This window comes from Pseudomonas sp. M5, assembly GCF_016907075.1.
In the GTDB taxonomy this organism is placed as follows: Bacteria; Pseudomonadota; Gammaproteobacteria; order Pseudomonadales; family Pseudomonadaceae; genus Aquipseudomonas; species Aquipseudomonas putida_E.
This window is the reverse complement of record NZ_JAFBBH010000001.1, coordinates 1557537-1576130: the sequence shown is the minus strand read 5'-3', so window position 1 is coordinate 1576130 and position 18594 is coordinate 1557537. Positions and strand designations below refer to the sequence as shown.

16 protein-coding genes are annotated in these 18594 nt (G+C 54.3%); 6 read left to right on the top strand and 10 right to left on the bottom strand.

Annotation, left to right across the window (positions count from 1 at the left end; all coding sequences use genetic code 11):
• Nucleotides 1-89: 89 nt before the first annotated feature.
• The 5 genes from JOE27_RS07235 (at nucleotide 90) to JOE27_RS07215 (ending at nucleotide 4387) form a co-directional block, all read left to right on the top strand.
• Nucleotides 90-884 carry an amino acid ABC transporter ATP-binding protein gene (locus tag JOE27_RS07235; RefSeq protein WP_049870128.1) on the top strand — a complete coding sequence of 265 codons (795 nt, stop codon included), beginning with the start codon at nucleotides 90-92 and terminating at the stop codon, nucleotides 882-884.
• A complete protein-coding gene (locus JOE27_RS07230) occupies nucleotides 884-1531 on the top strand; it encodes an amino acid ABC transporter permease (protein WP_201193140.1) in 648 nt (215 codons plus the stop codon). The genes JOE27_RS07235 and JOE27_RS07230 overlap by 1 nt, the downstream gene beginning before the upstream one ends.
• Nucleotides 1531-2190, top strand: coding sequence for an amino acid ABC transporter permease (locus JOE27_RS07225; RefSeq protein WP_014590601.1), 660 nt, complete (start codon nucleotides 1531-1533; stop codon nucleotides 2188-2190). The genes JOE27_RS07230 and JOE27_RS07225 overlap by 1 nt, the downstream gene beginning before the upstream one ends.
• 175 nt (nucleotides 2191-2365) lie before the next feature.
• On the top strand, nucleotides 2366-3037 hold the full coding sequence (locus tag JOE27_RS07220; RefSeq protein ID WP_204918414.1) for a TetR/AcrR family transcriptional regulator: 672 nt from the start codon (nucleotides 2366-2368) through the stop codon (nucleotides 3035-3037).
• Between the two features lie 12 nt (nucleotides 3038-3049).
• On the top strand, nucleotides 3050-4387 hold the full coding sequence (locus JOE27_RS07215) for an MFS transporter (protein ID WP_204918412.1): 1338 nt from the start codon (nucleotides 3050-3052) through the stop codon (nucleotides 4385-4387).
• A gap of 26 nt (nucleotides 4388-4413) precedes the next feature.
• Here JOE27_RS07215 and JOE27_RS07210 read toward each other — a convergent pair whose 3' ends face one another.
• From JOE27_RS07210 to JOE27_RS07165, 9 genes are all read right to left on the bottom strand, one after another.
• The gene (locus JOE27_RS07210) at nucleotides 4414-6582 is read right to left on the bottom strand and encodes a methyl-accepting chemotaxis protein (RefSeq protein WP_204918410.1); all 2169 of its coding nucleotides are present in this window, start codon (nucleotides 6580-6582) and stop codon (nucleotides 4414-4416) included.
• Between the two features lie 83 nt (nucleotides 6583-6665).
• A complete protein-coding gene (locus JOE27_RS07205) occupies nucleotides 6666-8687 on the bottom strand; it encodes an ATP-binding cassette domain-containing protein (protein WP_204918407.1) in 2022 nt (673 codons plus the stop codon).
• A 724-nt stretch (nucleotides 8688-9411) separates the two neighbouring features.
• Nucleotides 9412-10125, bottom strand: coding sequence for a TorF family putative porin (locus tag JOE27_RS07195; protein ID WP_041167149.1), 714 nt, complete (start codon nucleotides 10123-10125; stop codon nucleotides 9412-9414).
• Nucleotides 10126-10392: 267 nt separating this feature from the next.
• Nucleotides 10393-11070, bottom strand: coding sequence for a cache domain-containing protein (locus JOE27_RS07190; RefSeq protein WP_204918404.1), 678 nt, complete (start codon nucleotides 11068-11070; stop codon nucleotides 10393-10395).
• Nucleotides 11067-11855: a GntR family transcriptional regulator gene (locus JOE27_RS07185; protein WP_014590607.1), complete on the bottom strand. Its 789-nt coding sequence runs from the start codon at nucleotides 11853-11855 to the stop codon at nucleotides 11067-11069. The genes JOE27_RS07190 and JOE27_RS07185 overlap by 4 nt, the downstream gene beginning before the upstream one ends.
• A 120-nt stretch (nucleotides 11856-11975) precedes the next feature.
• Nucleotides 11976-13409 (bottom strand): aldehyde dehydrogenase family protein, encoded by a 1434-nt coding sequence (locus JOE27_RS07180; RefSeq protein WP_204918401.1) that lies wholly within the window; start codon nucleotides 13407-13409, stop codon nucleotides 11976-11978.
• Nucleotides 13410-13476: 67 nt separating this feature from the next.
• The gene (locus tag JOE27_RS07175) at nucleotides 13477-14910 is read right to left on the bottom strand and encodes an APC family permease (RefSeq protein ID WP_201193510.1); all 1434 of its coding nucleotides are present in this window, start codon (nucleotides 14908-14910) and stop codon (nucleotides 13477-13479) included.
• Between the two features lie 117 nt (nucleotides 14911-15027).
• A complete protein-coding gene (locus JOE27_RS07170; RefSeq protein WP_204918399.1) occupies nucleotides 15028-15300 on the bottom strand; it encodes a hypothetical protein in 273 nt (90 codons plus the stop codon).
• Nucleotides 15301-15365: 65 nt separating this feature from the next.
• Entirely contained in the window at nucleotides 15366-15596 is a 231-nt protein-coding gene (locus JOE27_RS07165; RefSeq protein ID WP_204918397.1) for a hypothetical protein, read from the bottom strand.
• Between the two features lie 40 nt (nucleotides 15597-15636).
• Here JOE27_RS07165 and JOE27_RS07160 point away from each other — a divergent pair, with 40 nt between their 5' ends.
• Entirely contained in the window at nucleotides 15637-17298 is a 1662-nt protein-coding gene (locus JOE27_RS07160) for a choline dehydrogenase (RefSeq protein WP_204918395.1), read from the top strand.
• 998 nt (nucleotides 17299-18296) lie between these two features.
• On the opposite strand, the gene JOE27_RS07155 is transcribed toward JOE27_RS07160, so the two are convergent.
• On the bottom strand, nucleotides 18297-18566 hold the full coding sequence (locus JOE27_RS07155) for a DUF3077 domain-containing protein (RefSeq protein ID WP_012315232.1): 270 nt from the start codon (nucleotides 18564-18566) through the stop codon (nucleotides 18297-18299).
• Between the last annotated feature and the right edge of the window lie 28 nt (nucleotides 18567-18594).

Below are 18594 nucleotides of genomic sequence, written 5' to 3'. Positions count from 1 at the left end.
CGAACAGGAATTTTACTTTTACAGTGCTGCCGTGATGTACGCCGGTTATGGTCGGGCGTTTAGATTCAGTTAATAAGATAGAGAAAAAAATGACTAAAGTCGCGCAGATAAAAGATGTGAGTCGCCGAGAAAGCGTCTCGCCAATCCTGACTGTTCAAGGTCTGGGCAAATCCTTTGGTTCCGTTCGTGTCCTGCATAATGTCGATTTCTCAATGGCTTCCGGTGAAGTGGTTGCCATCATCGGCCCGAGCGGTTCAGGCAAGAGTACGTTCTTGCGCTGCATCAATCAGCTTGAGCCACCAACCGAAGGTACCATCTGCATTGGTGGGCAAACGATCAATGCGAGCAAAGGGGCAACGAAGCAGCAGCTGGCTTTCTTGAACCGGAAGCTCGGTATGGTATTTCAGTCTTTCAATCTCTTCCCTCACCTCACCGTCTTGGAGAATGTGAGTCTGGCCCAGCGCCGCGTTCTGAAGCGCAGCGCCAAGGAAGCTGACGAGCGCTCCATGCAGTTGTTGACTCGCGTGGGCCTGGCGTCCAAAGCCAACATGTACCCATCACGGTGCTCTGGTGGCCAGCAGCAGCGTATCGCGATCTCGCGTGCCCTGGCCCTGGATCCCGAAGTCATGCTGTTCGACGAGCCCACCTCCGCACTCGACCCTGAGGTAGGCCTGGAAGTGCTCGCGGTTATGCGTGAGTTGGCCAATGAGGGCATGACAATGATCGTTGTCACCCATGAGATGCGCTTCGCTGAGAACGTCTCTGACCGAGTCGTCGTGATGGCGGATGGTGGGATCATCGAACAAGGGCGTAGTGCCGATGTCATGCGTAACCCACAGCATCCCCGTGTTCAGCAGTTCCTGACCGCTGTGAGGGATCGGTGATGGAGACGAGCCAAATTCTGGCGGCGATGTTGGCCGCCTTACCTTGGACAATCGCGCTCACGTTCGGGTCGTTCGTCGGTGGAGCACTTCTCGGCATTCCAATCTGCGCCATGAGGATTTCCAAGCACAAGATCCTTCGAAATATCGCGATCGCGCTCATTCTGACGCTGCGCTCAATTCCGCCTATTGTCTGGCTCTTCTTCATTTTCTTCGCGTTCAGTCAGTACGTGGTTCAGTTGAGTCCGTTCGTGGCCGCGATCATCGGCCTGGCGCTGATTACCTCCGCGAACATGGCTGAGATCTATCGCGGGGCTTTGAGCGCGGTGCCAAAAGGGCAGTACGAGGCGACCAAGGTGCTGGGTTTGAGCACTTGGCAGAAGTACGTGCACGTGATTGTTCCGCAGGTGGTCAGGATCTCGGTTCCAGCGGCAAGTACCTATTGCATTGGCTTGCTCAAAGACACCGCCATCGCTTCCACGATTGGCGTGTCTGAGCTAGCCCAGGTAGCGAACCATATCTCTCAGGAGACGTTCCGAGGCCTGAGTGTGTACGCCATCGCTGGCCTACTGTACTTCGCTGTCAGTGTCGTTATGGCTCTGTTGTCGCGACAGCTTGATATCCACCTTCGTGCAAAGGTTGAACGGTAATGGAGATCATTGACCGCTGGATTGAGTGGTTCCCTCAGTTGATGGATGGCTATTGGCTGAGCTTGCAGGTCACCGCTGTCAGCCTTCTGATCGGCATTCCACTGGGCCTATTGTTCGCGCTGTGGGTAGGGTCGAAGAAGCGGCTTAATCGTGCGCTCGCGCTCATCTTCATTGAGGTGGGCCGTGGTGGGCCGGTACTGATTCTTCTGCAGTTCTTCTATTTTGGATTGCCAACGACTGGGCTCACCTTGTCTTCTTTCACCGCTTCGATTCTTGCTTTGGCCTGGAGCACCGGCTCATACACCAGCGAGATTATTCGTGGGGGACTCGGGGCAGTGCCCCAGGGGCAGAGAGAGGCGGCTCGGACGCTAGGGCTCAGTAGCTGGGACGCATTGAGGATCATCATCCTTCCTCAAGGATTGAGAATTGCGCTCCCTCCCTTGCTCGGCTTCTCCTTAGTGATCCTGCAAACCACGTCGCTGTGCTTCACCATCGCGCTGCCGGAGCTTGTTGGTGTCGCCAATGACATTGGGTCTGCAACCTTTGAATATATGTCAGTATTGTTATTGACAGGGCTTATGTACGCGGCTGTGTGCGTACCTGCAACTATCTTCGTTGGGCGTTATGAGAAACATTTATCTCGGTACGAAGGTGCCTGAACAATTGTGATTGATAAGCTTGACTAACAAAAATATTAATTGATATTGTTGGTATGCGTCACAACTGCGTTGGCGTATTGGTCTGTGGCTTTTTCCTGTCTTATGTACCAGCATACAGACTGGGCTTCTGCTTGTCGCTGCTAGTCTCTATCTTCGTTTTAGGGCTCCTGCGTTAATGTTCGTTGACGTAGGTAGCCCATTTTTTTTGAACGGGGTTTTAATGCATTTTCTTCCGAAGGCATACCTTCACTATTTGGTCGATCGCAACGAGCCTGAGCGCGAGTCGGACAGCAAGAGTGAAGTATTGCAAGCAGCACTGTCTCTGTTCCTGGAATTTGGGTACGCCTCAGTCAGCCTTCGCCAGATTGCAGACCTTGCTAACATCAAGCAGGGGTCAATTCATAAGGTAAGCGGGGGAAAGGAGCAGGTATTTGCCACCTTGTTCATGAGTGCGGCCACGAGTCTATTAGAAGAGGTTAGCGCTGCTAACCCAAGAAACATGTCTGTGCCAAAGGCCATCTCAAATTACGTGGAGTCGTATGTGCGGTGTGGGCTGCAGTATAGGCTGCACCATATGCTGTTCCGGAGAGAAGGTCATCTCTTGGGCGGCGATGTTCGCACCACCCTGAATGAACTTAGGGATCAGAAAATTACCCGCCTATGGGAGGTCTTGGCTGTTGGGCAGGCCAAGCAAATTTTTGCTGTCCAAGATGCCCGTTTTGCGGCAAAGGCTATCGTGGCAATGCTCGATGAGTTGATAAATAACGCTACCGTTAGCGGCGATAAGCTTCAAGATTCAATACAAGAGTTGCAAGGAATGGCGCTCAGGTTGGCAGGCGCAACATAAAAAGGACGATTGATGCGCTCCGATCACCAGATTCCAACCCTCATCGCTTGCTCACTGGCCTACGGCCTAGTGCTCATGGATCCAGGGTTCATCAGCGTCGCGCTAGGTGCTATTCAGCGTGACCTAGTTTTAAGCGGTACGGATCTACGCCACATCGTCAGCATATACAACGTCGCCTTGGCCTCGTGCTTGATTTTGGCGGGATCACTTTGCGACCACATCGGCTCCAAGCGCGCCCTCCTTGTTGGTGTGGTGCTCTACGCTGGTGGCTCCGCCATGTTTTCCTTGTCCGAAGACCTCTCTTTGCTGCTTCTGGCCCGTGCAGGGCAGGGAGTCGGGGCGTCTTTGTTGATCCCAGGCTCCCTGTCACTGTTGAATGACATTTTCCAAAGCCCACGCGAAAAGATGAAGGCGATCGGATGGTGGGGAGGATTCGGCAGCATTGCTATGGCGCTTTCGCCTTTGTGCGCCGGGCTTTTGCTCAGCCATGTGGATTGGGCCACGCTGTTCTACTTGAACGTCGTTTTATCCGTCATCATCCTGATTTTGCTGGCACCATTGCCAATGGCCAGGCGTCGCAGGGACGTTGCTCCTTTCGATGCTGTGACGCATTGCCTATGTGTCACTTTCACGGGGGGATTGGTTGTATTGCTGACTGATCGAGGTTCGCCGTCATACTGGTTGTGCGCCCTTGTTCTGACAGCTCTCCTCATGATCGTGATTAGAGAAAGCCGAGGCTCAATCAAGGTTTTCCACCGCCCCTTGGTTTTCAAACCTTCGCTCCTGGCCTGCTATTTCGCAGGAACCGTCATTAACTTCAGTTTCTATGGCGTTCTTTTCTACTTCAGCTTGAGCTTGGCACGTGATTCCAGCGTAACCCCCATCTCGACCGCGTTGGCATTGCTACCAGGTACTGGCGTACTGATCGTGGGCTACATGCTTACAGGTCGGTACGCATCCCCATCCAGGTTCAGTCACTTCCTCGGCGCCGGCGGGTTGATCACCATTTTCGGACTGATGATCTTCACCCTATTCAACCTCGGCAGTGGTTTGGTCTTCCTCATGACTGGTCTTTCGCTGGTGTCGTTTGGATTGGCGCTCATCACCCCAATCGTCACGGGGATCGTGCTTGCGCAGGCGACTTCAGAGGTGGTCGGGGTGGCCAACGGGGTATTCAACACTTGTCGCCAATTTGGCGTCTGTTTCGGTATTGCGACTTTCTTCACTGCACACGACGCAGAGGATGGCTTGGGCCTAAACCCCTTACTCTGGTTGACGATCTTCTTGGTGGTTGTGGCGGTGGGGGTCACGTCTTGGGTGAGCTCTCTGACGCGAGAGCACACCGTGTGAAAGGGCCCGCCAGGGCCCTTGGATTTTCAGGATTTAAATTGCTCGGCCAGGCTGAACTGAAGGTCTGCTTGGGAGCTAAGGTGTTCGCTGATCGCCGCCGTTTCGGTGGCACTGACACTCAACTCATCGGTAACCTGCCGGATGTTGGTGATGTTGCGATTGACGTCCTCCGCGACGGCGCTCTGTTCCTCAGCGGCGGCCGCAATCTGGAGGTTCATCTCGCTGATGACAGAGACAGCATCACTGATGGTTCTGAATGAGAGCGCTGTCGCCTGGATTGTCTCCTGGCTGACCTCGGCCTTGCTGTAGCTGCTCTGCATTGAGTTGACCACGCCCTCAGTTCCGGACTGCAGGCGCTCTATTACCTCCCGGATCTGCTCAATGGATTCCTGTGTGCGCATGGCCAGGTTCCGTACCTCATCCGCCACGACGGCGAAACCTCTCCCGCTTTCTCCTGCTCGGGCGGCCTCGATCGCGGCATTGAGAGCGAGAAGGTTGGTTTGCTGAGCGATGCTTCGGATCACTTCCAGCACGCTTCCAATCTCTTCGCTGTTGTCTGACAGTGACCGGGCTTCAGACATGGCGGCAGAAAGGTTCTCCACCAAGTCGGTAATGTCTTCAGTGCTGCGAGCGATCGCCTGCAGGCCATTCTTGGCAGACTCATCGGCACCCTGGGCTGCGTTCGCTGCTCTGGCTGCACTGGCCGCTACCTCATGCGCTGTGGCGCTCATTTCGTGGGAGGCAGTAGCGACCTGCTCGATCTCTCGAAGCTGCGATTGCATACCCATGCTGGTCTCTTTGGCTATCTGGTTTGACCGGCTTGCAGTAGAGCGGGTCTCGACTGTTGCTGATCGTATCTTCTGAATGGTGGGCTGCAACTTGTCCAGGAAGAGATTGAACCACCGCACTAGGTCACCGAGCTCGTTTTTACTGGTGTAATGCAAACGCTTGGTCAGGTCTCCCTCGCCCTCAGCGATGTCCTTCAGCATGGCAGCCACGCCGCTCATCGGCTTGGTCAGCCCAGCTGCAATGAACCACATAGCCACGGCACCAAGCAGGGCCGCTATCACGGCAATTAGGGTCGAAAACACGGTGGAGTCTCGCAGGAGATCGGATTGGGCTTTCTTCAGCGCGAGTGAGTCAGCGCTGGCTACCTCGCTCGGGAGCTCAACGCTGATCTTCCACGCTGCATTGCTACTCAACTTCAGGTCTTTGATGAACCTTAGTGACTCGGGTTGTCCAGAAGAAGGGGCGCTTAGGTTAGGCCTACTGAGGGTCTGGGTTTTCTTGCCAACAGTCGCAGCATCGGCGCTGTTGGCGGCCATCAACCCCTCTCCGGTGGTGATGAGCAGGTCACCTTTTCCATCATAGAGTTGGCGTTTTGCCTCTTCGGCAATCGTCTGCAACGACGAGAGTGATACATCGATGCCGGCCACACCTATGACCTTTCCATCCACCATGATGGGTGTCGAAATACTGGTCATTAAAATCCTGGTGCCAGAGTCTGAACCATAAAATGGCTCAAGAACACACGTGCTTCTGTTCTTCTCTGGGCAGGTCATGTAGTAGTTGGCGGGAAAGCCAGAATCACCGGCCGAAGAGTTAATTATACTTTCTTCTTTTGTTGCTATGTTTACGGATCGCCCTTCAGGTCTCACCCAATAGCTTGAGAACCTGCCAGCCTCATTGGAGCCCGCAGTCAGGGAATTGATGAAGCTGCTGTCCTCACCCAGTTGGTTGGGGTACATGATAATCCAAAGGCCCAAAATGCCAGGGTGGGCTTCGAATAGCTCCTTCAATAGAGCGTTCTGCTGCTGCCGGATTCTTCGGGAGTCAGCTCCGATGTTGATTAGGTCATGCATGGATGAGGTTTGATGAGCCAGGAACTCAACGAGGTTGATCTGGCTGTTAAAAGTGCCCCTGATTTTCTCGGTCTGTTCGGCTGACTTCGACTCTAGAACTTGCTGAATATTCTTAGTGATTATCTGGTTGCTGTTGCGGTAGGTCTGCTCGTTGTTCTCGGAGTTTTTTGAAATACCTATCGAAGTGATCAGGATGATCACGGTCAGTATGATTGTTAGTGAGGCTAAGGTGATCTTTGTTTTGATTGCAAGGTTGTGAAGCATCTGATTCTGGCCCCTGTGTTTGTTATTCTGGAACGGCAGCGTGATTCTTCTAATGGTTGCAACGATCATGGGAGCGGGGCGAACCCCGCGCGCACGGGTTATTTCTAATTGGCTTATAGGTCTATCGGCTTCGGCTTGATCGTATAAATTTTCTAGCCCGTGGCGCTTAGCTCTTCAGCCTGGTCTTGAAGGGATAACCATTGTTCTTCGAGACTGCTAATGAGCTTGCCAATGCTCTCCAGCTCCAGGGCGATTGTCTGTACTTCTGTGTAGGGCAACATTGGGCACAGTCGACCTTCAACCTGAGCTTTGTTCCTCTGTGCTTGGGCCAGGCTCTGCTCTATTTCTTCCAACTCTCGCTTGATGCTTTTCAGGCGCTTCGAGTTTACGCCGTGTGGCTGGCGTTTCAGTTTGCCTTGCGCCTCGGCAACGGGATGCTCGGCCCGCTTAATCGCAGCGTTACGTTTGGACTCATCGATGAGGTAGCCTTGATAGTCATCGAGGTCACCCTCAAAAGGAGTCACGTCTCCTCGACCTACTAGCCAGAATTCGTCGCAGACAGCTCGGAGCAGAGCCCGATCGTGGCTTACAAGCATCACGCTTCCCTCGAACTGGTTGAGTGCGAGGGAGAGAGCATCACGAGTGGCAAGATCCAGGTGGTTGGTCGGCTCATCAAGTAACAACAGGTTTGGCTTCTGCCAGACGATCATGCAAAGCACGAGGCGTGCTTTCTCGCCACCACTTAGTGTCCCTACGGTCTGGGTGACCATGTCTCCGCTGATGTTGAATGTGCCAAGGAAATTCCGCAGCCCCTGCTCCCGGGCGCTCTGGCCCGTTTGCCCTGATCGGCGTGCAAGCTCCAGCATATGGTGGAGTGGGGTCTGCTCAGGTTCCAAGACGTCCAACTCTTGCTGGGCAAAATAGCCAATCGTCAGCCCTTTACCCTCGGTGATAGATCCAGCAAGAGGCTCTAGGTCACGCGCGATGGACTTGATGAAAGTCGACTTGCCTTGACCATTAGCACCCAAGACCCCAATCCGCTGTCCGGCCAATACGGTTTTGCGAACGCGGGTGAGGACTCTACGAGCAGGGTCGCCGTTGGGCGACAAATAGCCAAAGTCTGCATCGTCGATCGCGATCATGGGGTTCGGGAGTTGGTCGGGCTCTCTGAATGTGAACGTAAACTCGGCTTCGGCGACTACCGCAGTGATTTTCTCAATACGATCCAGCGCCTTGATGCGGCTCTGAGCTTGCCTGGCTTTGGTCGCCTTGTAGCGGAACCGATCAATGTACTTCTGGAGGTGCTGCATCTTCTCCTGCTGCTTTTCATGGGCAGCTTGCTGCTGCTCAAGCTTTTCCGCACGCAGGCGTTCAAAGGCACTGTAGTTGCCGCTGTAGCGATGGAGCTGGGCATGTTCTAGGTGGAAAGTTACCTGGGTTACCGAGTCGAGGAATTCACGATCATGGCTGATGACCACCATCGTTCCTTCGTACTTTTTCAGCCAGGCCTCAAGCCAGATCAACGCATCGAGATCCAGGTGGTTGGTCGGCTCGTCCAGAAGTAGCAAATCAGAAGGGCTCATCAGCGCGCGAGCCAGCTGCAGGCGCATTCTCCATCCCCCAGAAAAGCTATTCACTGGCTGATCAAGCTCCTCTGGCCTGAAGCCAAGTCCCAGGATAAGTGCCTGCGCCCGGGCAACTGCATCATGATCACCTGCGTCCGCCAGGTCACTGTACGCTTGGGCAATCGCCATCCCATCGTCGCCTGAAGTCGCCTCCACCAGGTGTTCTCGGGCCTGCATAAGGAATGCATCGCCTTGCAGAACGAAGTCCGTGGCGCTATCAGTGGTCTCAGGCATGTTCTGATCAACCTGGGAGATCCGCCACTGATTGGGCATGTCGAATTCCCCCGCGTCCTCTTTGAGCTTTCCACTTATGAGCGCAAAAAGGGTGGATTTGCCTGCTCCGTTTCGCCCGACCAGGGAGGCTTTCTCGCCTGCGTGAACGATGACGCTGGCGTCCTGCAGCAGCACTTTCGTACCGAGTCTCAGTTCAATCTTTTTCAGCGAAATCATGATTCGTCTGCGTTGGGTTGCGGATGCCGGCGGGCCTGCTTTAATCTGCTCATACCGGTTGGTCAAAAAATGATACCACTGGGTTTGGTGCTTTTGCACGGTTCATCACCTGAAGCATCCGAGGGCAGTGGAAAGGAGCTTTACGTTCTATGAGCAGTCCACTTTGGATCAGAGGAGGTGTTCATATGGCCTGCCCAGCTACCACGGAGAGATTCATCCGAGCTCTCCAGGGCGCGTTTGAAAAATCTGCTACGGATCCTCGGGTCACGGCGGTTGTGGCCGATGCCTTCAGAGGTATTCAGACAAGCCCACGCCGCGCGTGCGATGTTCCTGAACGTTTGCCAGCGTGCGCGTACCTCGGGCAGCAATATCGAGTGAGGAGGAAATCAGAGAGATATGCGAGGCGTTCAAGGGGATTGGTGAAGACTTGGTTTGGTACCGCAGTGAGATGCCTTGCTACGCCCAGACTGCATCGGATAATTTCCCCATGGGACATGTGAATGCGATGATTTATGGCCCTACTGGGTTAGTGCTGTCCGAAAAGCTGAGAGTGGGCGTGAGCCCACTGGCACCGTTTGTTCGGCACCCCGACCACCGTCACCGCGCGAAGGAAATGTATTTAGTTGTTTCCGAGGGTGAGTTCCGTCAAGGCGAGGGAGAGTGGGTTTCTCCTGGCAATCGGGGCACTCTATATAATCCATCACACATCGTTCATGCGATGCGTTAAGGGCCGAAGCCCTTGTTGGCGTTTTGGGCGCTTGCCCATGAGCTCTAGCTGAGAGCGCAGGAGGAGGGGAGGGCGCTTTCGACGCCCTCTCAGGGTTTAGAACGATTTCTCAACGCCGAAGATGACTGTGCTTGAGCAAATGTCATCGTAGCCATTGAAGCTCATGCATTCTTGCCGTGACAGGTTCGTGTCCCCGTAAGCTGCCGACCAAGTAAAGCCAAATAGCGGTTTACTTACCTTGGCCATCCAGAGGTTGTAACTGTCCCGGGTATGACCACTGCCACTTACGAATACTGGGTCTTTATAATCAACCTTGCCGTAACTCAAATCAAGCTTAGTTTCGTAGGGGAGCTCTAGGGTATAACCGGCGAAGCTATATAGATAGGACTGATCATCATACAAGTTGTCTGAGTAATAGCCGCCGACGTTAAAGCCATATGCTGTCAGCTTGGCATAGTACTCCGAGTAGTTCAGTGACGACTCTTTTGGGTATTCGTACTTGTAATAGGCGACATCCAGCGATACGTGATCGGTCGCCTGCCAAAAGTAGCCAGCGTAGTAGTCAATTTCTTGTCGGGTTTTGCTTCCGTTGCCAAAGTCGACATTCGACGACCATATGCCCGCATACAGGCCGCTCGAATGTATGAGGGTGACAGAACCCTGTACAGCAGGATCGCCCTTAGTCTGTGAGACGCCGCGTGACCAGTAATTGCTGAATAGCCCAGCATTTAGCGCCAAGGTGAAATCATCATTTAATTGAACAGCGCTCGCGAAGCTGGACGAAGCGCTAAGCGTCACAGCCGCCGCCATCTTGAGGGTGTATTTCACTGTAGCATCCTATTATTTTGATTGTGGCAGATTTCTAGTGAGCGGGCGGTCTCTGTGCCCAGGGCTGCAAGGGTTCACCTCGCAATGAATACCTAGAGGTATTTTGTCGTACCCGGTAGTCAGTATCTCTGCGGCAAAATATTTGTCAACACATATTATTGGTATTGGCAAACAGACTTCTACGATCGGGGGAAGCGCGAAGCGGCCCAAGCCTGGGGCCGCTGAGGAGGTGGGACAGGGGGAGGGGTGTCAGTCGAGCAGAACTGCTCTCCAGCCGGTGTTTGATACAGGTTCGCCGACTTCAAGATAGGAGTGGTTCAAAGAGCCTACAGGGGCGTTGGCAGTATTCGAGACCACTACACGGCCTTCGTGATTGCACAGTAAGCAGTCGTGCTCTACCAGGGACAATGGCACTGAAACAATTCGCTCAAAATCACTTAAGCGGATATCGGCGGCGCTGACTCCAATGAACTGCTCATCAAGCATGATTGGGGTTGCAAGCGTGATGATGTGTTTGTCGAAGTCGACGTATGGGCCGACTATTACGGGACACCTTTTGGTCTTAGGTATCACCATCCAGTCAGCGTTTGGATACTCGTAAAAATTACCGCGCCATGGGTATTTGATGTTCGAGTCATCTTGAATAATCCCGTCGCGGTCAATCTCGATCCAGTTCAACCAAAATGGCGCATTGTCGATGATGTCTTCATCAAGAACTATTCCCAGCGCATAGGCGTAGTTTTCGAGCGCTGCCAGCGAGCGAACCATGTCAGGGCGGATTTTTGCCAAGCCTGTTTCGGATATGCCCTTTGGGTTTTTTTTTGCTGTGGATGCCAGAATTCCAAAGCGACGTGCTAACTTTTCCAGTTCAATGAACGTCGAGTCGAATACGGTGCTGGCTGATTGCGCAAGGGGCTGAAGCATCATGCGGTCTCTAACTTGTCGCTTAATCGGAGCTTAGTGCTTTCTGCAATAAGCTTTAACCTTAAGCGTACGATATTGTCAAAAGACACCCGAGTTCGTGACCTGGCCACATTGCCGGCTTCGATACCTTCGCCCTGAGTGATTTTATTCAAAATTTCGCCAACGGTATTGGCGCAAAGATTGGTGTATTCCTGCTCCTCATGCGCCAAGGCCATAAGCCATCCAAAATCTTCATAGACTTGCAGGGCAGCAGCACTCAAACGGACAGACTGTGCAACGGAGGCGAGCTCGACGTCGAAGCGCGCGTGAGCACGGCATGCAGTCAACGCATCCTTGGCCTCAGCGATCCTTGTCTTGTATTGAAGAAGGCGGGCAATGTTTGCCGGAGAGGCACGGTTGGCAGCGAGTTCGGCAGACTCGCCCAGTAGCATGGCCTTCCAGTCGGCGAGGTCTCTAAGCGTCACCGCCGATAGTTCTCTTAGTCGGTTGGTGGCTTTCTCCCTGACCAGTTTAGTCGCGTGATTCACAAATGTGCCGCCGCCTCGGCCAGGCTTGGTGTCTACCAGGCCTTCTTCTCGAAGCTGAGCCAGCGCTTCTCTCAACGTGAAGGCGGTGACGTGGAGTTCCTTTGCCAGGAGTGCTTCCTTGGGCAGCATCTCGCCATGTTGGAGAAAACCAAGATCGATGGCAGTGCGCAGCCGCGCGATCACGGAATCCACGCCAAATGTTTGCTCTGCACGCAGAGCAAACATTGTTAAGCGCTGGGGATGGTTGACACCACTGATCATTGAGTCCTCATAGGCAGTGCATTAAAGCTAGCGTCTATTCTACCTAACTCATGCCCGAGGTCGATGCCAGCGCGCCATGCCCCGGCCAGCTTCGCGAAGGAGGCTGGAAAAGCAGCTCGTTTAAGCGCTGTACCCCACAACTGCTTTGATTTCCAGGTACTCCGTTAGCGCATGAGGCCCGCCTTCTCGACCGTTACCGGAGTGCTTGTATCCACCGAACGGAGCCATGACGTCCCAGTCCGGATAATTGACGAACACTGAACCTGCTCGCAGCTGCTTGGCGACTGCATTTGCTTTCTCCTTGTCCGAAGACTGGACGTAAGCCGCCAGGCCGTAGTTGCCGGAGTTTGCGTACGCGATCGCCTGCTCCTCGGTATCATACGGGGAGATGACCAGCACAGGCCCAAAGATCTCTTCTCGGACGATAGCCATGTCCTTGTTCGCGTCAGCGAAAATGGTCGGCTTGGCGTAGAAACCGACTGGCAAATGGTCAGGGCGGCCCGGGCCGCCTGCTACCAGGCGAGCGCCATCCTGAATTCCAGACTCAATGAGTGTCTGGACTTTGTCGAATTGCATGCGGCTGGCAAGTGGGCCGTATTCTGTCGAGGCTACACTTGGCAGGCCAATTACTGCTTCGTTTGCGATTTTTGCGGCTACCACCAATGCTTGTTCGTAGCTTTCGGCTGGAACGAGCATATGGGTAGGAGCATCGCAAGACTGTCCGCTGTTGCTCATGCAGACCGCAACGCCAGTAGCAACTGCTTGTTCGAGGTCGGCATCGCGAAGAATGATGTTCGCCGATTTGCCACCGAGCTCTTGAGTCACTCGCTTAACGGTATCGGCAGCGGATTTGGCCACCTGGATGCCCGCGCGGGTAGAGCCGGTAAAGGACACCATGTGAATACCGGGGTGGCGAGAGATCGCATCACCTACCGTCGGGCCGTCACCATTCACAAGGTTGAATACACCCGCTGGCAAGCCAGCTTTTTCCAGAATTTCTGCAAAGATGATGGCATCCAGCGGCGCGATCTCGCTGGGTTTGATAACGACAGTGCAGCCCGCGGCGATGGCCGGAATCACTTTGCAGATAATCTGGTTCAGAGGCCAGTTCCAAGGAGTGATCAGGCCTACTACGCCGATAGGTTCTTTAAAGATCCTGGTGCTGCCCAATGCTTCCTCAAATTTGTAGCTGCGTAGAATGTCGATCATCGCTTCTACGTGGGCAATGCACGTATAGGTCTGAGCTTCGCGAGCGAAGGTTATGGGCGCGCCCATCTCACGGCTGATGATCTGAGCAATTTCTTCACGGCGCTCCACCAGGCCGAGTCGAATGCCATCGAGTAACGAAATGCGCTCTTCGATGCTGGTGTTGGAGAAAGTGAGAAACGCTTTACTGGCCGCTTGAACGGCGAGGTCGACATCTTCTTCCGAGCCCATCGCGATTTGCGCGAACGGTTGTTCGGTCGCTGGATCAACAACTGTGAGCAGAGATGGAGTGGGCATAGCCGGCGCGACCCACTGACCATCAATGAAGAATTTCGTATATTTCTGCATGGTACTAAACATCCATTCCAAGAAATTGGGCACAGGGCTGCGCCTTGTCGCAGCCCGGCGCGAGGGCTCAAATGTTCTGGCGTCCGATAGCTTTGTAGACCTGCGGGGCGGAGCGTTTCAGCCTGATCGCATATACGCAACCGAACAGCAGGGAGCCAAAAAGGAACGCCAGGAGGATGTGGGCGACGCTTTCGCTACCAGTCAGCAAACCAATGTTCTCGGTCGCCAGCCAGGCGGTTGCCGACAGGCCGATGAGCGCCAGAGCTGGAGCAACCTTGGTCTTCATGTTGCTCACACTGTTGCGTGTCTTAATAAAGAAGACGATGACAGCTACGGTAGTGAGGATTTGCAGGATCAACAGGGTGTAACCCGCAATGCCAATCAGCGAGGCATACCCTGCGTAGGGTTCGACTCCGGAGTAGATGGCCGCAATGAGGCTGAGGATCGTGATTACGGCGACGAGGCCGGAAGCCCTGTAGGGCGACTCGTGAGCGGGATGTACCACGCTCAGAGATTTGAACAGCACACCGTCAACACTGAGGGAGTAGATATATCGCGCCAGGATGTTATGGATAGCCAGCACGCAAGCGAAGATGCTGCTGCACACCAAGGTGTGAACGATGCTGACGCCGACGTTTCCGAGGTACATCTCGATAACCGCCATCCCTGCGTTCGACGGGTCATTGATGGATTTGTCCAGCGCTGCCTCTGGGCCCCATCCCAAAATGAAGCAGAAGGTAGCGGAGGCAAAAATCACCGTCATGGCAATGATCGAAATGTAGGTCGCGCGAGGTACGGTCACTTCGGGGTTACGGGCTTCTTCCCGGAAAACAGCCGTCGCCTCAAAACCGGCAAAGCAGGTCACGCCGAACAAGACTGCCAGGCCAATAGAGCCAGATGTCATGACCTCTGGCGTCAGCCAGGACATGGATAGGCTCTTGGCCCCGCCGTCCTGCAAGACGGCAGCCTCCCAAACAAAAGTGATGATGACTTCGCACACCAGTGCCAGCGAGAGCACCTTTGCCGAAAGCGAAATCCGGAAGTGCCCAAGCACCGCAACGATCACGGCGAACGCGAGTGACCATTGCCACCAGGGCAACTTTCCTAGACCAACGAAAGACAGCGAGATCGTCGAGAAGGTAACACCAACATAGAGATATGCCCCGATGAGCATGAAGGTGTAGGCCAGGATGGCCATGAACGCACTACCCAATCCGAGCGAGCGACCCAGACCTGCAGTGATGTACGCGTAGTACGCACCTGCGTTGGGTACGTGGCGGGCCATTGTCGTAAAACCAACGGCGAACAGCAGCATCAGCCCGCCGGCTGCGAGATATGTGAGTGGTGCGCCTAGGCCGTTGCCCATGCCAATGATGACTGGGATCAGGCCGATGATGATCGTCAAGGGCGCGTTGTAAGCCAGCACCGTGAAGACGATATCGAATGTGCCGAGGTTGCCGCGCAACCGTTGTGCCGCCTGCTGCCGCTGTTGGGACGTCATGGAAAGTCCCGCAGGTTCTGAATAACTCATAGATTTTATCCCCGTCTACGCAGAGGTGCTGCCAAGGTGTGTGGGCTAAATGCAAATGAAGACGCTGTACGGCGGATGTCAGCCCGTTCAGGTGTTCAGTTGCGTTAGGGGATTGATCCGCTGGAGCCAATGCCCGGGCAGTAGGGGAAGAAAATCGATGGCGTAGCAACCGTTGGCCTTCGTGGTCAATTGGTTGGCAGAACTTGTTTTTGTTTTATTGATGTGCTGTTGGACATCCCTGACCGACTCTTCGCACATGCCGCTGCGCGCAAGGCTCGCTCCAAGCTCGCTCTGACGGCTAGCGTGCTGAACGGGTTGCAATGCGCCGCCCGCGATGACGGTGATCGTTGCCATTTTCATGCCTCTTATTCTTGTGGAGCGCAGATGTACCTGAGCCTGTTTTAAATCTACGTCCACAAATATTTTTAGACAAGTCCTTTTTTGCTTGGTAGCTTTGAGGGGTGGTCAGGCGTAAAAAAAATTTGGTAGGCCTGAGCGATTTCCTGATCAAATCCTGCAAATTCAAGGTTTTTCGTGAGTTTTGAGTAGCGTTGTGAGGCTTGGGCGAGCGGGCTCAGGCCATGCGGGGTTTGATTGCTGGACGTCGCTTTCAGCGTAACCGTGACGCAACCAGGATCGATCCACTGCTCAAGCAACGCGGATCCGGCTGCAAAATTCGAACAAAAGGTGAGCAAAATGAGCGCAGTAAAGGGTGGCGGGTACGACTACATCATCGTAGGCGCCGGCTCGGCGGGTTGTGTCGTGGCGAACCGTCTAAGTGAAGATCCCAACGTCAAGGTGCTGGTCATCGAGGCTGGTGGGCCTGATCGGAAATGGGACTTCCGCATACAGATGCCTGCAGCCCTTACGTACCCGCTGGTCGGGAAGACCTATAACTGGCAGTTCCTAACCGAGCCTGTGCCGGAGTTGCGAAATCGCAGGGTTCCGTATTTCAGGGGCAAGGTGCTAGGTGGGTCTTCGACGATCAATGGGATGGTCTACATTCGTGGCAACGCGATGGATTTCGACAACTGGGCAACTGACCCAGAGCTTTCCCAATGGTCGTACGCACACTGTCTCCCATACTTCAAGCGATCGGAAACCTACGACCAGGGCGAGAGTGAGTACCGTGGTGGTTCGGGGCCGCTTCATGTGACCAAGGGCTTCGGTGCAAGCCCGCTGTACCAGGTCTTCGTAGAGGCCGCTCAAGAGGCGGGTCATGCACACGTCAACGATCAGAACGGTTATCGCCAGGAAGGCTTCGGACGGATGGACATGACCATTCATAACGGAGTCAGGGAAAGTGCTGCGCGCGCATACCTTCACCCGGCGATGACCCGCCCGAATCTGACGGTGATCACGGGCGCACTCGTCCGTCGTGTGGTTTTCGACGGTGATAAAGCGGTTGGTATTGCACTGCGCAGCGAAAACCAAGAGCAGGTTATCCGATGCGACCGTGAGGTCATTCTTTCGGCAGGCGCCATCCAGTCCCCGCAGCTGTTGATGCTGTCCGGCGTTGGCCCGGAGGAAGAGCTGAAGAAGCACGGCATTCCAGTGGTATGTAATTCTCCTGGGGTTGGCAGAAACCTCGGTGACCACATTGAGTACATCGTGGCGTATGACTGCTTGAAGCCGGTTTCCTACTACAAGGAACTGAAGCTGCATCGCCAGGCAGCGATCGGTGCCGAGTGGCTTGCAAAGCACACCGGGTTGGGAGCTTCTAACTTCTTCGAGGCAGGAGGTTTCCTTCGATCTACCCCTGATAAGCCTTGGCCTGACGTCCAGTGTCACTTTGTGGGAGTTGCTGCGGAGTACAGTGGCCGAATGGCCGCTGAGGGGCATAGTTATCAGGTGCACCTCGGCCCTCAGCGGCCACAGAGCCGTGGGTGGATCAATCTCGCTTCTTCAAATCCAGAGGACTACCCGCTCATTCAGCCAAACTGGTTGACGAAGGAGCAGGACTGGATTGACTCCAGGAATGCCATTCGCTCGACCATCGAGATAATGGAGCAGGACGCGTTCAAGCCGTACCGTGGAAAAATGCTCAAGCCATTGAAGACGGCGATGCATGATGAGGGACTCAACGACTTTATTCGTGACCATGCGGAAAGCGGTTACCACTTCTGCGGTACCTGCAAAATGGGTAGCGGCGATGATGCAGTTGTCGATGGGCAGCTTCGTGTCAAAGGCGTGCGCGGCTTGCGAGTAGTGGATGCCTCTGTCATGCCCGAGGTGACCAACGGGAATACCAACGCGCCGACGATCATGATCGCTGAAAAAGCGGCTGACATGATACTCGGTCGTCAGCTCCCACCATCCGCCGTGAAGTTTTACAAGGCTGAGCCTGAGCACGCATGATTTACAAGGGGAGGGGCTAAGGCCCCTCTCTGGTGCCTGCGTTCAGAAACGGACTCGTGCCTGGTGGCCACCACTGGGCAATGCACTCCATTTAACTGTCTTTTAGATCGCTTCCGGCCCTTTCTTTAGTCATCGCTGTCAAAGAGAAAGCGATGAACTGCTCCTGCCGTTAAGGGGCATGATGATTATGCTATCCAACTACGTGTCTGTACCTCGCTTCTGGTCATCAGTTGTGCACGGTACAACTGATTCTGAAGTCCGCCTGTGCTTGTGCGATCCAAGTGTAAGCTTTGTATGGCAAATGCTCTCAGCCCGTTTCGGTCGCATCGAGTCGAGTCACCAATCATCGCGACGCCATGAGGAAAAACATCATGAGGTGTGGGTGATACATCGAGCGCTTGGAGAGCGGCATCGTAGATGATGGGTGAATCGCCCCTCGAAGCAGAATATCCGAGGGAATCAATTGGCGGCAGGAGGCATTAGCCGCATCTGGCTTCGAGCGCTTTCGTGTGATGTCGCGTTCTTCCGTCGATCGTCATCCAGGGGAGGGTTTGGTACGAATGCGGGTGTGAGCCTGGTCGAAGGTCTGGGCTCAAGTTGAGGATTGGCTTATGAGGTTCTCTAGTTGCGATGAGGGGCTAAAATTGCCCTTGGGGGATGTCGGACACCCAGGTTTCATTCTAAGATCATGTTTCTACTAGGTTTCCCTAGTGTGCAGTCGGATGCGCACTAGGCTCTAAAGCGAAGGGCTGCCAGGCAGCCCCGGAATCGTGGGGGTTGAAGGGTTTCGTATTTGTTGCTTTGTCAGGTATACGTTTTCTTGGAGGAAGGGTACCTTGGATAAGGGTTCGAATCTCTACGCTTCCGCCATATTCTCAGCAAAAGCCCCGATTATTCGGGGCTTTTGCGTTTCTGGGGTTGGGGATGCCGATAGGCGTGGGCCTTTAAGTTAAAGGCGGGAAATGCTTTGTCTACACATCTCGTGTCGTGCCTCTTTCTCAGCGCATCATGCCCAACTCGGCATCATCCATCAGCGCCTTGGCCAACGCACTCAGGTAATGCGCTGCCCAGACCATCATCGGTTTCTCATCCATCACACCGATGACCGTCAATTCCCGCACATAGCCCATCAGTTCCGAAGCTTGCTCACGCGCATCCTGGCAGGGAATGCCGGCTTCGATGCGAAACAGTGGATGGGTCTGGTTTTCACCTTGAAAGAACGTGGTTTTGCCTACAGTGGTTTTTACGTTCGGCTCATCGCTAGTCATTGATCTCTCCCAAGCATCCAGGGCCTGG

Bases quoted from the DNA above. Each gene is read 5' to 3' on its own strand.
- JOE27_RS07230 (WP_201193140.1), top strand. From the start codon at position 884: ATGGAGACGAGCCAAATTCTGGCGGCGATGTTGGCCGCCTTACCTTGG.
- JOE27_RS07175 (WP_201193510.1), bottom strand. From the start codon at position 14,910: ATGACGTCCCAACAGCGGCAGCAGGCGGCACAACGGTTGCGCGGCAAC.
- JOE27_RS07210 (WP_204918410.1), bottom strand. From the start codon at position 6,582: ATGATCGTTGCAACCATTAGAAGAATCACGCTGCCGTTCCAGAATAAC.
- JOE27_RS07235 (WP_049870128.1), top strand. From the start codon at position 90: ATGACTAAAGTCGCGCAGATAAAAGATGTGAGTCGCCGAGAAAGCGTC.
- JOE27_RS07185 (WP_014590607.1), bottom strand. From the start codon at position 11,855: ATGATCAGTGGTGTCAACCATCCCCAGCGCTTAACAATGTTTGCTCTG.
- JOE27_RS07155 (WP_012315232.1), bottom strand. From the start codon at position 18,566: ATGACTAGCGATGAGCCGAACGTAAAAACCACTGTAGGCAAAACCACG.
- JOE27_RS07215 (WP_204918412.1), top strand. From the start codon at position 3,050: ATGCGCTCCGATCACCAGATTCCAACCCTCATCGCTTGCTCACTGGCC.
- JOE27_RS07190 (WP_204918404.1), bottom strand. From the start codon at position 11,070: ATGATGCTTCAGCCCCTTGCGCAATCAGCCAGCACCGTATTCGACTCG.
- JOE27_RS07170 (WP_204918399.1), bottom strand. From the start codon at position 15,300: ATGAAAATGGCAACGATCACCGTCATCGCGGGCGGCGCATTGCAACCC.
- JOE27_RS07160 (WP_204918395.1), top strand. From the start codon at position 15,637: ATGAGCGCAGTAAAGGGTGGCGGGTACGACTACATCATCGTAGGCGCC.
- JOE27_RS07180 (WP_204918401.1), bottom strand. From the start codon at position 13,409: ATGCAGAAATATACGAAATTCTTCATTGATGGTCAGTGGGTCGCGCCG.
- JOE27_RS07225 (WP_014590601.1), top strand. From the start codon at position 1,531: ATGGAGATCATTGACCGCTGGATTGAGTGGTTCCCTCAGTTGATGGAT.
- JOE27_RS07220 (WP_204918414.1), top strand. From the start codon at position 2,366: ATGTTCGTTGACGTAGGTAGCCCATTTTTTTTGAACGGGGTTTTAATG.
- JOE27_RS07195 (WP_041167149.1), bottom strand. From the start codon at position 10,125: ATGGCGGCGGCTGTGACGCTTAGCGCTTCGTCCAGCTTCGCGAGCGCT.